This window comes from Flavobacterium sp. (genome assembly GCF_044369455.1).
Classification (GTDB): domain Bacteria; phylum Bacteroidota; class Bacteroidia; order Flavobacteriales; family Flavobacteriaceae; genus Flavobacterium.
The window spans coordinates 56,577-74,469 of the sequence record NZ_JBIPLW010000011.1 but is presented as its reverse complement, the minus strand read 5'-3'; the positions used below and the strand labels follow the sequence as shown (position 1 = coordinate 74,469).

19 protein-coding genes and 1 riboswitch are annotated in these 17,893 nt (G+C 33.5%); of the genes, 12 read left to right on the top strand and 7 right to left on the bottom strand.

The window, feature by feature from the left end:
* The first annotated feature begins 88 nt into the window (after positions 1 to 88).
* Together ACIQ2L_RS10975 and ACIQ2L_RS10970 are read left to right on the top strand one after the other, a co-directional pair.
* Positions 89 to 712, top strand: coding sequence for a MarC family NAAT transporter (locus ACIQ2L_RS10975; protein WP_396158707.1), 624 nt, complete (start codon positions 89 to 91; stop codon positions 710 to 712).
* 10 nt (positions 713 to 722) lie between these two features.
* Entirely contained in the window at positions 723 to 1,349 is a 627-nt protein-coding gene (locus tag ACIQ2L_RS10970; RefSeq protein ID WP_396158705.1) for a chromophore lyase CpcT/CpeT, read from the top strand.
* A 77-nt stretch (positions 1,350 to 1,426) separates the two neighbouring features.
* On the opposite strand, the gene ctlX is transcribed toward ACIQ2L_RS10970, so the two are convergent.
* The 3 genes from ctlX to ACIQ2L_RS10955 form a co-directional block, all read right to left on the bottom strand.
* Positions 1,427 to 2,383, bottom strand: coding sequence for a citrulline utilization hydrolase CtlX (gene ctlX / locus ACIQ2L_RS10965; protein ID WP_396158703.1), 957 nt, complete (start codon positions 2,381 to 2,383; stop codon positions 1,427 to 1,429).
* Positions 2,384 to 2,514: 131 nt separating this feature from the next.
* Positions 2,515 to 2,673, bottom strand: a complete 159-nt coding sequence (locus tag ACIQ2L_RS10960) for a hypothetical protein (protein ID WP_396158701.1) — start codon at positions 2,671 to 2,673, stop codon at positions 2,515 to 2,517.
* 144 nt (positions 2,674 to 2,817) lie between these two features.
* The gene (locus tag ACIQ2L_RS10955; protein ID WP_396158699.1) at positions 2,818 to 4,770 is read right to left on the bottom strand and encodes a TonB-dependent receptor plug domain-containing protein; all 1,953 of its coding nucleotides are present in this window, start codon (positions 4,768 to 4,770) and stop codon (positions 2,818 to 2,820) included.
* Between the two features lie 81 nt (positions 4,771 to 4,851).
* Positions 4,852 to 5,204, bottom strand: a riboswitch (cobalamin riboswitch).
* 68 nt (positions 5,205 to 5,272) lie between these two features.
* Between ACIQ2L_RS10955 and ACIQ2L_RS10950 the strand changes: the two genes are divergently transcribed.
* From ACIQ2L_RS10950 to ACIQ2L_RS10930, 5 genes are all read left to right on the top strand, one after another.
* Positions 5,273 to 6,139 carry a T9SS type A sorting domain-containing protein gene (locus ACIQ2L_RS10950; RefSeq protein WP_396158697.1) on the top strand — a complete coding sequence of 289 codons (867 nt, stop codon included), beginning with the start codon at positions 5,273 to 5,275 and terminating at the stop codon, positions 6,137 to 6,139.
* A gap of 54 nt (positions 6,140 to 6,193) precedes the next feature.
* On the top strand, positions 6,194 to 7,330 hold the full coding sequence (locus tag ACIQ2L_RS10945) for an ABC transporter substrate-binding protein (RefSeq protein ID WP_396158695.1): 1,137 nt from the start codon (positions 6,194 to 6,196) through the stop codon (positions 7,328 to 7,330).
* Positions 7,331 to 7,431: 101 nt separating this feature from the next.
* Positions 7,432 to 8,466, top strand: a complete 1,035-nt coding sequence (locus ACIQ2L_RS10940) for an iron chelate uptake ABC transporter family permease subunit (RefSeq protein WP_396158693.1) — start codon at positions 7,432 to 7,434, stop codon at positions 8,464 to 8,466.
* A complete protein-coding gene (locus ACIQ2L_RS10935) occupies positions 8,463 to 8,903 on the top strand; it encodes a hypothetical protein (RefSeq protein ID WP_396158691.1) in 441 nt (146 codons plus the stop codon). The genes ACIQ2L_RS10940 and ACIQ2L_RS10935 overlap by 4 nt, the downstream gene beginning before the upstream one ends.
* Before the next feature lie 9 nt (positions 8,904 to 8,912).
* A complete protein-coding gene (locus ACIQ2L_RS10930) occupies positions 8,913 to 9,692 on the top strand; it encodes an ABC transporter ATP-binding protein (protein WP_396158689.1) in 780 nt (259 codons plus the stop codon).
* 51 nt (positions 9,693 to 9,743) lie between these two features.
* Here the strand turns inward: ACIQ2L_RS10930 and ACIQ2L_RS10925 are convergent, their stop codons facing one another.
* From ACIQ2L_RS10925 to ACIQ2L_RS10910, 4 genes are read right to left on the bottom strand one after another with little or no spacing between them, the layout of a single operon-like run.
* Positions 9,744 to 10,211 carry a tRNA (cytidine(34)-2'-O)-methyltransferase gene (locus tag ACIQ2L_RS10925; RefSeq protein WP_396158687.1) on the bottom strand — a complete coding sequence of 156 codons (468 nt, stop codon included), beginning with the start codon at positions 10,209 to 10,211 and terminating at the stop codon, positions 9,744 to 9,746.
* 4 nt (positions 10,212 to 10,215) lie between these two features.
* A complete protein-coding gene (locus ACIQ2L_RS10920; RefSeq protein ID WP_396158685.1) occupies positions 10,216 to 10,587 on the bottom strand; it encodes a type II toxin-antitoxin system VapC family toxin in 372 nt (123 codons plus the stop codon).
* Positions 10,577 to 10,747, bottom strand: a complete 171-nt coding sequence (locus ACIQ2L_RS10915; protein WP_396158683.1) for a hypothetical protein — start codon at positions 10,745 to 10,747, stop codon at positions 10,577 to 10,579. The genes ACIQ2L_RS10920 and ACIQ2L_RS10915 overlap by 11 nt, the downstream gene beginning before the upstream one ends.
* 52 nt (positions 10,748 to 10,799) lie before the next feature.
* Positions 10,800 to 11,363, bottom strand: a complete 564-nt coding sequence (locus ACIQ2L_RS10910) for a pseudouridine synthase (protein WP_396158681.1) — start codon at positions 11,361 to 11,363, stop codon at positions 10,800 to 10,802.
* Positions 11,364 to 11,445: 82 nt separating this feature from the next.
* On the opposite strand from ACIQ2L_RS10910, the gene rmuC reads away from it, so the two are divergent.
* From rmuC to ACIQ2L_RS10885, 5 genes are all read left to right on the top strand, one after another.
* Positions 11,446 to 12,768, top strand: a complete 1,323-nt coding sequence (gene rmuC, locus ACIQ2L_RS10905) for a DNA recombination protein RmuC (RefSeq protein ID WP_396158679.1) — start codon at positions 11,446 to 11,448, stop codon at positions 12,766 to 12,768.
* Positions 12,761 to 13,312 carry an acyl-CoA thioesterase gene (locus tag ACIQ2L_RS10900; RefSeq protein ID WP_396158677.1) on the top strand — a complete coding sequence of 184 codons (552 nt, stop codon included), beginning with the start codon at positions 12,761 to 12,763 and terminating at the stop codon, positions 13,310 to 13,312. Before rmuC ends, ACIQ2L_RS10900 begins: the two co-directional genes overlap by 8 nt.
* 107 nt (positions 13,313 to 13,419) lie before the next feature.
* Positions 13,420 to 14,514: a hypothetical protein gene (locus ACIQ2L_RS10895; protein ID WP_396158675.1), complete on the top strand. Its 1,095-nt coding sequence runs from the start codon at positions 13,420 to 13,422 to the stop codon at positions 14,512 to 14,514.
* An 18-nt stretch (positions 14,515 to 14,532) separates the two neighbouring features.
* The gene (locus ACIQ2L_RS10890) at positions 14,533 to 16,578 is read left to right on the top strand and encodes an FG-GAP-like repeat-containing protein (RefSeq protein ID WP_396158673.1); all 2,046 of its coding nucleotides are present in this window, start codon (positions 14,533 to 14,535) and stop codon (positions 16,576 to 16,578) included.
* A 185-nt stretch (positions 16,579 to 16,763) separates the two neighbouring features.
* Positions 16,764 to 17,891 carry a hypothetical protein gene (locus ACIQ2L_RS10885; protein ID WP_396158671.1) on the top strand — a complete coding sequence of 376 codons (1,128 nt, stop codon included), beginning with the start codon at positions 16,764 to 16,766 and terminating at the stop codon, positions 17,889 to 17,891.
* The last annotated feature ends 2 nt before the right edge of the window (positions 17,892 to 17,893 follow it).

The window sequence follows — 17,893 nt, the reverse complement described above, 5'->3', positions numbered from 1 at the left end:
ATAATGGTATCTTTATATTTGGGCAGGTTTATTTAACTTCTATTTAATATTTAAAGTAAAACTCAGAAGGTATCTTTGCAAAAAAACTATGGAACTATTTATTTTTCTACTAGCAGCTCTTTTTTCAGTACTTAATCCAATTGGAACCGTGCCAATATTCGTTGGTTTGACAGTGGATTATACCAAAAAAGAACGTTCTCGAGTAGCACTTTGGACCGCCATCAATGTTTTTATTATTCTGATAATCTCTTTTTTTATTGGGCAATATGTTTTGTCTTTTTTTGGGATAACGATTAGTGCACTTAGAATAGCTGGTGGAATCATCATTGCAAGTTCAGGTTTTTCTTTATTGAATGGTAAATTCAGTAAAAATAGAGGTATCGATAAAAAAGTGCAACAAGACATTGAAAACCGAAATGACATTGCTTTAACGCCATTGGCTATGCCGATGCTCGCTGGTCCTGGTTCGATATCACTATTAATTGCTTTCTATCAAGAGCATAATACAACAAATGATAGTATTCTTTCTTCTTCAGCAATTTTAGTGGTAGCATTTATAATTTTCCTAATTTTGCGAAGTGCTCATTATCTGGCAAAAATACTTGGACAATCTGGAATTGTTGCTATATCGAGAATTATTGGTTTTCTAACCATAGCAATCGGGATTCAATATATCATCAGTGCGGTTTTAAGTATTATCAGAGGAATATAATTTTATAATCATGAAAAAAATACTTATACTATTCGCTGGAATTACCGTATTCTTAAGTTGTAAATCGGGTCAAAATCAATCATCAAAAAACAGCTCCGAATTGAATGAGATAGTTTCCATCATGCAAGGGCATTATTCTTCTGAAATTCAATCAAAAGAAGATACCGATTATTATAATATTTCACTCCGAATGACTCCCATTTGGAAAGAAAAAGGGAATTATCTTTTTGTTGAACAAGCCATGTTTGACACCCAAGACAAACCGTATCGTGTTAGAGTGTATAAAGTTCATCAAGACGGAGAAAAATTTATCAGTGAAATATTTACAATTAAAAACGAAAAAGATTGGATTGGTAAATGGGCAACTCCAGAATCTTATGACAAACTTACGCAATCCGATATCGAATTGAAAGAAGGCTGTCAAGTAACGTTGAAAAGAGAAAGTAAAAACAAATTTTCAGGTGCTACTGGAGATAAAACGTGCCCTAGTGAATTACGAGGTGCGAGTTTTGCAAACTCTATAGTAACCGTTACAAAAAATGAAATTGTTTCTTGGGATCAAGGATTTGATAAAGAAGGAAAACAAGTTTGGGGCGCTACAAAAGGCGGTTATCATTTCATAAAAATGAATAATTAATTTGTAAAAATTCCAAATAAAAAATCCCAAACTCCAATGGCTTGTTATTGGAATTTGGGATTTTAATTTTATGTAATTTAATTTTTTGGAAGAAAAATTTCGGCCATCATACATCGAGCACTTCCACCGCCACAAGCTTCTATTGTATCTAAACTAGAGTGAATGATTTGAACATGAGCTTCTAATTGTGCGATTTGTTTTTTTGTTAAACTTTTATAAGCTGATTCACTCATTACCAAAAATCGCTCATCGTTTTTCCCTTTAACTTCAAGCATATTTCCAGCAAAGTTATTGACTTGCTCTTCGGTAATTAGAATAATTTCTTTGTCGTCGCCACGAAGACTATCCAGCACCATTTTTCGTTCTTTTTTATCGTCAATGCAATCGGCACAAATTACGGCAAAAGTATCGCCGAGAGTAAGCATCACATTCGTATGATAAATCAATTCTCTTTTACCACCTGCCTTGCCGTCAGGCAGGTTTACCGTTTGAAAAGCTTCAAAAATGACAGGCGTAAATTCAAAATCTTCGCAAAACTCTATCATTAATTCTTCTTCGGCTCTGGGTGAAAGTGCGCAATAGGCTTTGTCGTTTTCTCGATCTAATAATAAACTTCCTGTGCCTTCTAAGAATACGCCATCATCTTCGGCTTGCGTATAATCCATGATTTCTTTAATGACAAACCCTTCATCTTCTAAAATATCTAAGATATCTTCTCTTCGTTCGGCACGACGATTTTCAGCAAACATAGGATATAAAACGACATCACCACTTTCGTGAAATGAAATCCAATTGTTCGGAAAAATGCTGTCTGGAGTATTGGGTTCTACAGTATCTTCAACAACAATAACATGTACACCTACTTTTCGCAATTTGACTACAAACGCATCAAATTCTTGCTGTGCTTTTGCATTTACGTTTTCTGGTGATACTCCGTCAAGAACTTTTTGGTAGTAATTATTTACGGCTGTTTGCTCATTCATTCGGAAGGCAACGGGACGAATCATGAGTATGGAATTGGTCGTTTGTTTCATTTCGTAATTTGTGTTTTTTATTAGTTTGGTTAGGTCATTTTATCGTCCAATCAAAGATAACAAAATCAAACTAATAAAAAAGCACTCAAAAAGGTTCTTTACAATTTTACAATTTAAAAACTGTACTTGTGTTATTTCCCTAACGGCACTTTACCCGTTCCGTTAGTAGCACCGTTTGTTCCCGTTCTATCAGAAGCGGTTCCATGATTTGCATAGTGGCTTGCGCATGAAAGTAATAGCACTACCATTACCATCAATACGCCATTTCGAATGTTGAATAAAGTTTTCATAATTACTAATTTTAGTACTATAAATTTACATAGCTACAAATTAAAAATCTTATACCTTTATCTTTAAATCTTGTAGAATTGCTATTCTTACAATCGTATTTCGTCCAAAAAAAATACTCTTTCTATTGCTTTTCATTTCAAAAATTACAATATAATATTCAAACCAATTCTGAAGTTTCTGCCTCGGGTGGAATACCCAATGTTTTCAACGAATTCTTCATTTAATATATTTGTTGCGGCTCCAAAAATGGTCATTCGACCTTTAATTAATTCATATTTTATTGAAGCATTTACCAGTTGGTAGGAATCCAATTTAGTAGTTACTACACCAAAAGTAGTTCCATCAAAAAAAGCATCGTTTCGAGCATTAAAATACTGATAGTCTAGACTTAAGAATGTTCTTGTTGTTGGCTGAAAACCAATGCTTGCATTGGCTTTGTGTTTTGGAATTAACCTGTCTAAGGCTTTGTCAACTTGCGTGAACGTATAATTTCCGTTTAGTTGCAATTTTGATGTCAATGCAATATTCAACGAAGTCTCTACTCCTTTTGCTTTGGTTTCTCCGTTAACATTTATATAAAAGGCATCAAAAGTAACTGGGTCAAAATAAAAATCGATGGCATTGGTTTGATCACGATAAAAAGCCACCGCATTCAGTTTCACCTTTTTGTTTATCAATTCGGTTTCAAAACCCGCTTCGATGGTTACATTTTTCTCAGGCGTTAAATCAGAATTTCCAAATTCTGAATACAATTGGTACAAACTTGGCGTTACAAAAGCAGTACTATACGAAGCCAAAACTTTCAACGGAAAAGAAGTTTTAAAATTAAAGGACGGATTAAAATTATACACAAAATTATTTCCATAGGCACTATGATTATTTAATCGAGCACCGGCATTAACATTCAAACCATAATCTGAATTGTAGACCAACGTGGTATACCCATCGATGATATTAATAGTGGTGTTTTCATTTTCAATAGAACTAAATGGCGTATTGCTATTCATATCATTATATTGATAATTAGTTCCCAATATCACTAAAAACTCTTTGCTTACATTGTATTTATTAAACCCATCAATTACAACACTTCTCGAATCATAAACCGAATAATCTACGGTATTTGAAAACGTATTTAATTCATTATAATCCCTTGTAATTTTGGTAAAACCCGAATTCAATACGAATTCCCCTTTTCTATACTTATACTTTGGAGAAAACCCAAAACGCAGTTGTTCCGAAGTAGTGATATTAGTATCCGTATCATTAAAATCGGTATTGTCAAAAGTTCCGTCGTAATCGTTTTTTATTTTATCGTAATTCCCAAAAAAATCTAAAGACAAATTATTGGTCACTTTAAAACCAAGTTTTGTCAAAAGATTTTGTCTCGAAAAAGAATCGTTTTCATAGTTTGAAGTAGAATTGGGTTCGGCAATCTGAGACATTCCTTTGGATTCGGTACTATTGAATCCCGCAAAATAGTTTACTTTCTTAAATTCACCACCAACAGAAAGTCCTTGATTAAAATCTTGTCCGTTATAATGATGATTGTTAGCTGTATTATTGGAGCCAATATTTAGGTAGGCATTTCCTTGAATTTCTTTTTTAGCTGCTTTTTTGAGTGTAATATTGATAACTCCGGTAGCGGCACCCGTTCCGTATAAAGTACTTGCAGCGCCTTTCATAATTTCGATGCGCTCTACTTGTTCTACTGGCAACAAACGTAAATCATATTCTATACTAATTCCAGAGGCATCGGTTACCGGAATACCATCAATTAGAATTAAAATTTGTCTGTTTTTACCGCCTCGAATGTAATAGCCTAGATTTTTTCCGTTAGCCGATTGGTTTCCGTTAATTTCAACACCCGTAACTTGACTCAAAACTGTTGCCAGAGATTGTCCCGCTTTTTTGGCCACATCTAACGCGGTAATTACTTCGATTACCTTCCCTGATTTTTCTTTGCGCTGTGCAAATTTGGTATCGGAAATCACCACTTCTTGTAAGGAATTCACTTTGGTAGAATCCTGCTCTTGTGCATAGGCGCAAGTGTTTAGCAATGCTAGTACAGCAAGTGCTTTAACTGTTTTTTTCATTTTTAAAATTCAACAATCATTCAATAATCTTGGGAGAAAAGTATAGAATTTACCATACCCAAACCTTTTGTCCCGAAAGTTTGTTACTCGATGAAATGAGGCAGGTCTCCTGGCTTGCGTCTTATTGTTGACCTTCCCATTCGGATTTGGGATTTGGGATTTTAGATTTGGGATTTAAAAAAATCCCTATTCCTAGTTCCTAATTCCTAAATCTACAAACAGTGGTTTTGTAGATAACAACAGTCCCGATACTTCGGTATAATAGCTTACAGTTGCGGGAACAGCTCGGGATTTTTGATTTTTGAATGTTTATTATTGATTTCAGATTTTTAGTTCTGTAATCTTCAATCGTTACTCATCAATCTTCAATCACCCGATTCCCTTTTAATGCGATTTTGAAAAACAGAATCGCAACCTTAATTCGGGTGTAAATGTAATATAGAAAACAGAATTAAATTGAAAATATTTTTATAACTTTACCACAACTTATAAATTCATGATTATGAAAAAGTTACTGCTGTTACTTTTGATTGCAAATTTTGCGTTTGCCCAGCCTGGAATTGAAATAAGGTTAGTTAATGCCAATATTGGAACTGCAAATTACTCATGGAATGGTTTTAATTATATTAGTATGAATAGTTCTAATGATGCAGGATTGAATGCTATCTTTTCAACATATAATGTTACTGAAGGATATGAAAACAATGAAGTACACCCTTATCCCCCTTACTTTGCAAAAATAAAAATTATCAGAGGCACTTATCCTGCACAAATGATTGCCGATTTGCAGGCTTACTCAACAGTAGTAGCATCTGCCAAGATTACTAACAATTATGAATTTTCAGATGCTTTAAGAATGCAATTGGTTGATTTAAACATTGGTTCACCTGTTGGAACTTCAGGTAATATTATCGTTACGAATGATGCTGGTTTAAATACTATTTTCCTAGATTTTAATGTTTTTTATTATGTTCAAAGTTACCCATCATCTTCTGTAAATAGCACTTTAAGATATTACACTGCTGTTTGTGATTGTGACAAAAACCTTTTGAATACTGCTTTGTTAAATTATTCTTCTGTTGTTGAAAGGACTGAGATAGTTAATGGAGGCGTTATGCTTTCAAACCCACAATTTGAAAAAACAAAAGCCCTAATTTCACCAAATCCATTTTCAGATAATTTCAATATAGAAACAGAGCAAACCATTACCAACTATACCATCGTTGATATTACAGGAAAAACAATTATATCAACTTCTTCTAAATCGGAATTAGACAATCAAACTTCCCAATTAAGCAATGGAATGTATATCTTAACTCTCGATTTTGAAAACGGTCAAAAAGCCAATTACAAATTGGTAAAAAAATAAAACGTATTCTTTACGGGTTTCGTTTTACATTTGTGGCAGTTGCAAAAAAGTAATATGAAATCCATTACCTCAAAAATTTTAGTGTCGTTTCTTGTCATGTTCCTTCAAAGTTGCAAGAAGGAAACCAAGTCGGAAACAACTATTGCTTCCGGAAATACAGTACGTTACGCCAAAGGATTTTCGATTCAAAATTATAAGGGCTATTCCGTAGTAACGGTTAAAAACCCTTGGCCCAAAGCGACCCAAACCTATAGGTATATTTTAAAAGAAAAGAACGGAATTGTTCCCGATAGCTTGAAACAAAACATCATTATTGCTGTTCCGATAAATACAATTGTAGTGACGTCTACAACACATATTCCGTCTTTAGAAATGTTAGGCGAAGTAAATTCATTAGTTGGTTTTCCGCATTGCGATTATATTTCTTCTAAAAAAGTAAGAACCCGAATTGAAGCCGATAAAGTAAAAGAACTAGGCAACAACCATGATTTAAATACCGAAGCAATTCTTGACTTACAACCTAATGTTATCATTGGCTACGGTATTGACAATAAAAATCCAACCTTGGATAATCTGCAAAAAAGTGGTTTAAAAATAATGCTGAATGGCGATTGGAACGAAGAAACCGCCTTAGGCAAAGCCGAATGGATTACCTTTTTCGGAGCGTTGTATGGCAAACAAAAAGAAGCCAACGAAATCTTTTCTAAAATTGAAAAAGACTTTTTGAATACAGTTGAAATAGCACAAAGAGCTACCACTACTCCCACTATTTTAGCTGGCGATATGTTTGAAGACCGCTGGTATTTGCCCAAAGGCAGCAGCTGGGGAAGTTTGCTTTTAAAACAAGCCAATGGCAATTATCTTTGGCAAGAAACTTCGGGAACAGGAAGTTTATCGTTGTCTTTTGAAACTGTATATTTCAAAGCAAAAGATGCTGATTTTTGGATTACTTCGGGACAATTTTCAACTTTATCCGAAATGACTAATTCCAATCCGCATTATACAAAATTCAAAGCTTTCAAAAATAAAAATGTATATTCGTTCAGTGGCAAGAAAGGAAAAACAGGCGGTATTTTGTATTATGAATTGGCCCCCAACCGACCGGATATTGTATTGAAAGATTTAGTAAAGATTTTGCATCCTGAATTATTGCCGAGTTATACACCTTTCTTTTTTGAGAAATTAAAATAGTTTTCACCACAATGTTGTCATCCGAGGCACGAGGAATCTCATAATCTGAATTATAGTAAAGAGATTCCTCGTTCCTCGGAATGATAAAAACAGTAATAAAAATGTCTAAAAACCAAAATACATTTCTTTTTATCATTTTGTCATTGCTATTGCTATTGACATTGCTATTGAATATCTCATTTGGTCAAGTGGACATTCCATTTAAAGAAGTTTTTAATAGCTTATTTGGTGGTCATGCTTCAAAAGATACTTGGGAATATATTATTGTGAATTTTCGATTACCGAAAGCTATTACGGCTATTCTTGTTGGTATTGGTCTTTCAATTTCGGGTTTATTGATGCAAACTTTATTCCGAAATCCGTTGGCCGGACCTTATGTTCTCGGATTGAGTTCGGGTTCCAGTTTAGGTGTGGCTTTTGTAATTCTGGGTGCTGGATTTCTACCAGCGTTTTTTTCTCAATTTTTATTGTCTTCTTATGGAATTATTTTGGCTTCGTGCTTAGGAAGTTCAATAGTTTTAGTGATGATATTGATTGTGTCTCAAAGGCTTCGCGATACCATGTCGATTTTGATTGTTGGATTGATGTTCAGTAGTTTTACAGGAGCTATAGTTAGCGTTTTTACGTATTTTAGTTCGGCCGAACAATTACAGAAATACACCTTTTGGTCTATGGGTAGCATTGGTAATTTATCATGGCAAAACATATCCATTTTAGCCGTTTGCGTTTTTATTGGTTTGGTATTGAGTTTGATTTCTTTAAAATCTCTTGACGCTTTGTTATTGGGTGAAAACTATGCTCGAAGTTTGGGACTGAATATTTCAAAAGCACGATACATCATAATTTGTGCCACCAGCATTCTAGCGGGAAGCATCACCGCTTTTGCCGGACCTATTGCTTTTATTGGATTAGCCGTTCCGCATTTGGCAAAATTATTGTTCAAAACCAGTAATCATCAAATTTTATTTGGCGCAACGCTTTTTATTGGTTCGATTATTATGTTATTTTGTGATACGGTTTCACAAATGCCTGGTTTTGAATTTACGTTACCCATCAATGCGATTACTTCTATTATTGGAGCCCCAATGGTAATATGGCTGATTGTAAGTAGAAAAAATAAAAATAGTATTATATGAAAAATATAGTCCGTAGAATGCATGTTTTGTTTTTTATTTCTTCCGCGTTCTTATTATTTGGATGTGCCGAACTATTTGATTGTGTAGCAAGTGCTAGACCTGACATCCACTCAAAAAATTTAAATATAGGAACCTTTGGCACCAGCTATAATGATTTTATTGATTCGGATATTACCAATGAAACTAATGATAATGCCTATGATTATTTCTATGCTGTTAGTGGTAATTTTCCACCCGGAATGACTTATAACGAACAAGGAAGAAAACTATTTTTTAATGGCTACCCAACTCAAACAGGAAGTTTTACTTTTAAGGTGAGGTTAACAGTTGATCCACCCTATTATTACGATCAAAATCAAGGCTTTTATGAGGATGGAAATCGTATTTGTTTTGGCAATGACACGACTACAAAAGAATTCACTATTGTTATTCAATAATTTTTGGAATTGAATAAAAAAATACTAACCGCTTCTAATCTGAGTATTGGATATTCATTCAAAAATCATCGCAATTGTATTGCCGAGAATTTAAATTTAAGTCTAGAAAATGGTCAATTAGTGGCGCTTGTTGGTGCCAATGGTATTGGAAAGTCCACACTATTACGTACGTTAACCGGAATTCAGAAACCATTGGCTGGAACGGTAGCGCTCAATGATAAAAATATTTCATCCTATCAATCTATAGACTTGGCTCAAAACCTAAGTTTGGTTTTGACCGAAAAATTACCGCCAAGTAATTTATCTGTTTTTGAATTGATTGCTTTAGGAAGACAACCCTATACCAATTGGCTTGGCAAACTTTCAGAAGATGATTTGAATAAAATAAATGATGCAATTGCACTTACCCATATAGAACATTTAGTAGCTAAAAAAATACACGAAATTAGTGATGGACAGTTGCAAATTGTTTTAATTGCTAGAGCTTTAGCACAGGACACTGCACTGATTATTTTGGATGAACCTACTACGCATTTGGATTTGCACCACAAAGTTTCGGTTTTTAAACTATTAAAAAAACTATCTCAAGAAACCAATAAAAGCATCTTATTTTCGACTCACGATATAGATTTGGCTATTCAGCTTTCGGATGAAATGATTGTGATGACGGAAGAAACGGTGTTACAAGACCAACCTTGTAATTTGATTACGAAAGGTGTTTTCAATTCGCTTTTTAAAGATTCTTCTATTACTTTTGATGGCGAAAAAGGGAAGTTTGTGGTTTTATAATTTAACCGCAAAGGTCGCTAAATCGTCTTCGCAATGAGCGCAAAGAAATGATTACTGATCACTGCGACTGTTTACTGATAGCTGCCTCTTCGCTTCACCAACCAAAAATGCCACGGAATTAGCAATATTGTAACTTCGGATTAAATTGGACATAGGGATTTTCAAATGGTTCTCAAATTGATTTAAAAATTCGGCACTTAGCCCTACACTTTCTTTACCAAAAACCAACCAATCGCCATCTTGGTATTCCACTTCATAGATGGATTTTGTGGCATGAGAACTGGTTAAAAAAACCCTAGATTTATCAAGAATTTGGGCAATCCATTCATCAACGGTTTCATATTCTGTCCAATCGAGATGCACCCAATAATCCAAACCAGAACGTTTCAAATTGGAATCGGTAATTTTAAACCCGTAGGGTTTTATCAAATGCAAACGGCTTTCAGTGCCCACACAAAGACGACCAATGTTTCCGGTATTATTTGGGATTTCGGGTTCTACTAGAACGATGTTGAGCATAACATTAAAATTGATATAAAAATAAATCCAAATTATCAATCTTCTCAAAACCTTTATCAGCAGTTATAAGTGGGATTCCCAAAAATAAAGCGGATGCAGCAACAATAGCATCTGGTGTTTTAGATTTTGATTTTTGTTTGAGGTCTATGCAAATTTCTTTAATTTCATTATTTAATGGAATAAGAGTACAATTTGATAGAAAAGAAGATATTTTGGTTCTGTCACTTTCAGATATGCCATTAAAACCAAGAAGCTCTATTTCGGTAATGACCGAAACAAAAAGATGTATGCCATTTAATATTGAAAATAGTTCTTTGTCTCCTCCGAGCAGATAGAGCACAATGTTGGTATCTAAAACAATTTTATTACCATTCACCTCTCATCTCTTTTTGAATTTGAAGTGGGTCTTTATCAAGTTTAATAACCCCAACGTGTTTTGATAAGTCAATACCTTTCTCTGTCTTGGAACTTTGTAAACTTTTAAGCTTTTTTTCAAACTCTTTTTTACTAGTATTTTTATTAATAATTATTGTCATAATTACAAAAATTTAACTCAAAAGTAATTATTTTTTTTGATTCAAAAGATTTTTAAATTTCAAATTCAAAAATGCTCAACACTTCCCCAGCTTTTAATTGCAAATGTATGTTACCTACTCTAATTCTCACTAATCTGAGTGTTGGAAAACCTACAGCAGCAGTCATTTTTCGCACCTGCCGAAATTTTCCTTCGGTTAACGTGATGGAAAACCAGCTTGTTGGTCCGTGACGTTCGTCCCGAATTTTTCTGCCTTCGCCAATACAATCTGGCAGTTCGAATACCATTTTTGAATCACACTTTTTAGTTACATAACGAATGCCATTGAAACCGATTTCAACTCCATTTTTTAGACGTTCAATAGCTTCTTCAGTAATGATTCCATCCACTTGAGCGTAATATTCTTTTTCCACCGTTTTGCTTCTCACGTGTTCACTCATCATTCCATCTGTCGTAAGTAGCAATAGTCCCTCAGAATCTTCATCCAAACGACCAATTGCCATGGTGCCTTCGGGGAAATTATGCAATTCGCATAGTACCTTTTTATGGCGTTTTTTGGCATAAACAAATTGACTTAAAAAGCCGTGAGGTTTATGAATTAGAAAGTGTTGGTGCATGAATTTTATTTGGAACAAAAATACATTATTCAAATCCGTAATTTCAATTTAATGCTTATTTTTACCAAAAACATTTCATAAAATGACTGATTCCCTCTCTGTAATTCTCACTTTTATCATCGCCTTAGCCATTGGAATATTCCTAGGTAAAATAATTTTCTCTGCCCATTCAAAATCTGAAAAATCTTCATTAGAAGAAAAAATAAATGGGTTGCATCAACAAATGGAACAATTCAAAAATCAGCTTAATCAAACTATTCAAGAAAGAGAATCTATTAGAACTGAAAAGGATTCCTTAGCCATTCAACTATCAAAAAAAGAAACCGATTTTGAAAATCTATGGGAACGCAATAAAGAACAAAAAGAAGAAGTAGAAAAACTCCAAGAGAAATTTACCAAAGAATTTGAAAATTTAGCCAACAAAATCCTTGAAGAAAAAACAAATAAGTTCACGGAACAAAACAAGGAAAATCTCAAAAATATACTAACGCCATTGCAAGATAAAATTCAGCTTTTTGAAAAGAAAGTGGAAGATACTCACAAGGAAAGTATTGATTATCACGCGGCGTTGCGTCAACAAATTCTTGGCTTGCGCGAAATGAACGAACAAATGAGTAAAGAAACTTTAAACCTGACTAAAGCTTTGAAAGGCGACAGCAAAATGCAAGGCAATTGGGGCGAGTTGATTTTGGAACGTGTTCTCGAAAAATCAGGATTAGTTAAAGGTAGAGAATATGCCGTGCAACAAAGTTTCACTACAGAAGAAGGTAACCGCGTTTTTCCTGATGTGGTGATTAACCTACCTGATGGAAAGAAAATGATTGTAGACTCGAAAGTTACCTTAACTGCCTATGAACGCTACGTTAACGAAGAAGAAGATGATGCTAAAGCACAACATTTGAAAGAACATGTCATCGCGTTGAAACGCCATGTTGACCAATTGAGTGAAAAAAATTATCACGATTTGTATCAAATGGAAAGTCCCGATTTTGTATTGTTATTTATTCCTATCGAATCCGCATTTGCATTGGCATTAAACGAAGATACAAGTTTATATAACAAAGCTTTTGAAAAGAATATTATAATTGTAACACCAACTACACTGCTTGCAACATTGCGAACCATAGATAGCATGTGGACCAATCAGAAACAACAAGAAAATGCTTTGGAAATTGCCCGACAAGCTGGTGCATTATATGACAAATTTCAAGGTTTTGTTGATGATTTAGTATTAGTTGGTAAAAAAATGGATGAAGGCAAAAAAGCATATGAAGAATCAATGAAAAAATTATCTTCAGGTGACGGTAATTTGGTAAGAAGAGTTGAAAACTTAAAAAAAATGGGAGCTAAAGCTAAGAGAGCCCTGCCTGAGAACATTTTACAAAGAGCTCAAAAAGATGAATGATTTATTTAAAACTGTAGCCTCATCAAAAATTACAATAGCAGAGTTGATGTTGCCTTCGCATACCAATTTTAGTGGCAAAATTCATGGTGGTTATATTTTATCTTTATTAGATCAAATTGCTTTTGCTTGTGCTTCAAAATTTTCCGGACATTACTGTGTAACGGCATCAGTAGATACAGTAGATTTTTTGAATCCTATTGAAGTAGGTGAATTGGTTACGATGAAAGCATCTGTAAACTATGTTGGAAAAACATCAATGATTATTGGCATTCGAGTAGAAGCTGAAAATATTCAAACTGGAAAAGTAAAGCATTGCAATTCGAGTCATTTTACTATGGTTGCCAAAGACAAAAACGGCGATAATATTAAAGTGCCAGGTTTAATTTTATCTAATGATATCGAGTTAAAGCGTTTTTTTAATTGTATAAAGCATATCAGTTTGAAGAAAGAAAAAAATCAACACGAAGAAATTTTTGATTATAAATCAGATTCTGCATTAGAAACTTTAAAATATTATAATGTTAAATTAGATGCAATTAGATGATTTTATTGCGGTTTTCTTATAGAATGTAAATAAATTTTATTGGTATCCAAATTATTTAAAAAAATATAAATAAAATTTACTATTTTTGGTTGCGAATTTTAAATAATATGAAAAAACATTACCTTGCATTTGCCCTTTGCACACTATTGACTCTACTTTACGTCTCCTGTTCAGACAATGACGATGATTACATTCCAATTTCACCCGTAACGGTTGACTTAACTTTGGTGCCTTATCTTAAATTATCAGATTATAAATTTTTTCAAGGGAACATCAAAGATCAAAACCCTTCTCTAAATGTAATTCCTTACGAGCCAGCAAGTAGCCTTTTTACCGATTATGCATCAAAAAAAAGATTCATTTGGATGCCTGCTGGAGTAAATGCCACTTATAATGTAGACGGTCAAATTTTAAATTTTCCAGTTGGAACTGTTTTAATAAAAACATTTTATTATAAAACTATCCAACCTGGAGATGTAACTAAAATAATTGAAACCCGATTAATGATTAGGAAACAAGATGGTTGGAAATTTTATGAATATATTTGGAATGAAGAACAAACTGATGCTGATTTAATGAACACTGCTGATTTTTTGAATGGCAGTTCAAAAACAATCACATTTAAAAAACCAAACGGCCAAACAGTTACTTCGGATTATAGAATTCCCTCTGATGCTGAATGCTTTGCTTGTCATAAAATTAATGAAATAGCAACTCCCATTGGAGTAAAACCTCAAAACCTAAATCACAATTACACTTTTGGAAATCAAAATAAAAATATACTTCAAAAATTGGTAGAACAAGGATATTTAGATACTTATCCTTCAAATATTGAATCAACAATTGATTATAAAGACACTACAAAACCTTTAGATTTAAGAGTTCGTTCTTATTTAGATGCCAATTGTGCTCATTGCCATCAAGATGAAGCCCGTTGTTTTTATAGACCTATCCGTTTAAAATTTGGTTTAACAAGTATTGATAACAATATTGGCTTATGCGTATTGGCTGATGAACCCATAAGTGCTTCTTTGCAAAAAATTATTACACCAGGAAACTTTAATAAATCAATTATGCACTATCGCATGAGTACAAATGATGAAAGCATTCGAATGCCTATGTTTGGAAGGACTATGGTTCATGAAGAAGCAGTAGCGCTTTTGCAAGAATGGATATCATCACAAACACAAACATGTAATTAAATTTATTTTAAAAATATTATGAATAAAATATTCTATTTTATCGCTTTTTTCTTTTGCATTTCATTTGCAATAGGACAATCAAATTGTAGTAATGCAGCAGCTGTTTTGTTAAATTCTACAACAACTGCTCCTGCATTTACAAATGAAACAGGAACCCCACCATCTGCATTTTGCGGATTAAATAATAACAACCAAAATCCCACCAAAGGAAAATGGTACAAATTTACAGCAACTCAAAACAGTAACATTACAGTTACTACATTATTACCACAAAACAATAACAGTGATACGCGATTAATTATCTATTCAGGTGACTGTAGTGCATTAGTTTGTGTTGGGTCTAATGATGATTTCAATGACACAAACTCTTCCCAAGTGACTTTTGCTGCAACAACAGGAACCATTTATACCCTTGCATTTGATAATCGATACAGCAATGCTGGTTTCGATTTTAAAGTTATGGAAGCAGCGCCTCCAGCTCCCGACAGATTGTCATTTACATCTACTCCAGTATCGGGAATAACAGGTGGCTATAATAATTGTATTACTGATATGAATGGTGATTTTTTAGATGATATTGTTTCAGCTGTAAATACAACTCAATTGGTAATTACGTATCAAGGGACAAATGGCACTTTTACAACAACTGCTTATCCGCTAACGAGCACTTCTGTATTGCCTTCATGGAGTATTTCAGCAGGTGATTATGATAATAATGGATACAATGATTTAATCTACGGATCAGGTAGTGGTGTTGTCTTTTTAAAAGCTAATAGCAATGGAACGGGTTATACAACAGATAGAAAAACACAATCCTACTTAGTTCAAAGAACCAATTTTGTAGATATTAATAACGATGGAAAGCTTGATGCATTTGCTTGCGATGATAATGCGCCAAATAGATATTACATGAACGACGGAACAAATTTAAATCATATTCAAGGTGGCATTGGCGATTTCCCATCAGGAGGAAATTATGCGTCCAATTGGTTTGATTATGACAATGATGGCGATATCGATATGTATATGGCTAAATGCGGTCAAGGTGGTGCTGGTGTTGGCGGTAATATTGATGAGTTTTATAGAAACAATGGAAATGGTACTTTTACAAATGTTGCAGCATCTATTGGAATGAATAATCCAGAGCAAACATGGTCCGGTGCGTGTGGCGATTTTAATAATGATGGATGGATGGATGTAATTGTTGGAGTAAATTCTGCTTCAAATGGATATTCTAATGTTAAAAGAAACAATGGAGACGGAACTTTTACGAGCGTTACTGCTGGTTCTGGATACGATACAAACACATGGTTAGGTAGAGAATATGTAGCACAAGATTTTGACAATGATGGTTTTCTAGATGTATTAGGTTCAGGAAATAATATCATGTTTGGCAATGGTAATTTTCAATTTACACCAAATCCAAACACGTATGCAATTTCTAATTTTGATAGACCAATAGGCGATTTAAATAATGACGGTTTTTTAGATATTCAAAACGGAACAAATGTTTTATTTAATAACGGCAACTCTAATAAATGGCTCAATGTTAATTTGCGAGGAATCCAGAGTAATAAAAATGGAATTGGAGCACGAATTGAGATCTATGGCTCTTGGGGAAAACAGATCCGATATGTTCAAAGCGGTACAGGTTTCCAAAACATGAGTACTTTAACAGCACATTTTGGAATTGGTCAAGCAACTACAATAACACAAGTAATCATAAAATGGCCATCAGGAACAATAGATACGCTTAACAATGTAAACCCAAACCAAAATATTTTGGTAGTTGAAGGCTCTACATTAGCAATTAATTCATTCAATAATGGAGTGTTTTCTATTTACCCAAATCCAGTAAAAAATGTTATAAACATTCAATTAAAAGATACTGGAACTGTGGCACTAAAATCAGCTTTAGTTTTTGATTTAAATGGAAAAGTTGTACTTTCAACTAGCGATTTAAGTCAACCTATTCGTGTTGAAAATCTTGCCACAGGAACTTACATTTTATCAATATCAGATGTTGAGAATAGAAATTACACTCAAAAATTTATGAAAGAATAATTATAAAGGAGCAGTCTAAAAAAAGCGTTCTATATTCAGAGCGCTTTTTTTATATTCATAACTCAGCTCAATGAAAATATGTTAGACAACAATTTTACTTTGAATTATCAATATCTCCTATATAATTTGTTAATTTTAAATAAATTATAGAATTAATTTTTATATTTGACTGCATTTTAAATTTTATGGGAAAACATTATCTTCTATTACTTATAACATTTCTATCTTTTACAATTTTTATTAATTGTTCAGATAATGATGCGTATACTCCTGTTTCTCCAGTAGTAGTAGATTTAACTCAAGTACCCTATCCTAAATTATCCGATTATAAGTTTTTTGAGGGTGAAATGAAAAATCAAATTCCATCCTTAAATGTATTACCCTACGAACCTGCATCATCGTTATTTTCAGATTACGCGCACAAAAAAAGATTTGTTTGGATGCCTACAGGAACAAAAGCAACATTTGTAGCCGACAATAAAGAATTAGAGTTGCCAATTGGTGCTGCATTGATAAAAACATTTTATTACGATAATGTTCAAAATATAACCCCTATTGGCGGAAGAAGAATAATCGAAACCCGCGTAATGATAAAAAAAGCAAGTGGTTGGATATTTGCCGAATATGTTTGGAACGCAGAACAAACAGAAGCCTATTTTGATTTAGCGGGAAGTTACACCGACATTGCATGGAAAGATGAAAATAATATTATAAAAAGTACCAATTATCGAATTCCAACTGAAGTTCAATGTATTATATGTCATAAAAACAAAGAAACGGTGGGAACTACAGAAATAACAACCTATATTCCAATTGGAATTAAACCTCAAAATTTAAATTTCAGTTATACCTATGGTAGTGAAACGAAAAACCAACTAACAAAATGGATTGCACAAGGGTATTTGGAAAACAATTTCACGTTCCCAACTGCAGAAAATACCATAATTAATTATACCGATAACACACAACCTTTAGAAAAAAGAGTGCGCTCCTATTTAGATATAAATTGTGCGCATTGTCACGCCCCAAACAGACATTGTGATTATAGACCAATGCGTTTTGCCTATAGTGAAACAGGAGGGGTTAATGGCAGAACAAATATGGGTGTTTGTGTTAACACCGAAGATTTCAGCTTTGCACCAGCTTTAACAAAAATTATTCAACCTGGAAATGTAAATAGGTCGATGCTTTTTTATAGAATTAATACCACTGATGAATCCTTTAGAATGCCTCTTCATGGAAGAACCGTAAAACACGATGAAGGTATAGCTATGATGCAGGAATGGATAAATTCATTAACTTCATGTCCTTAAAA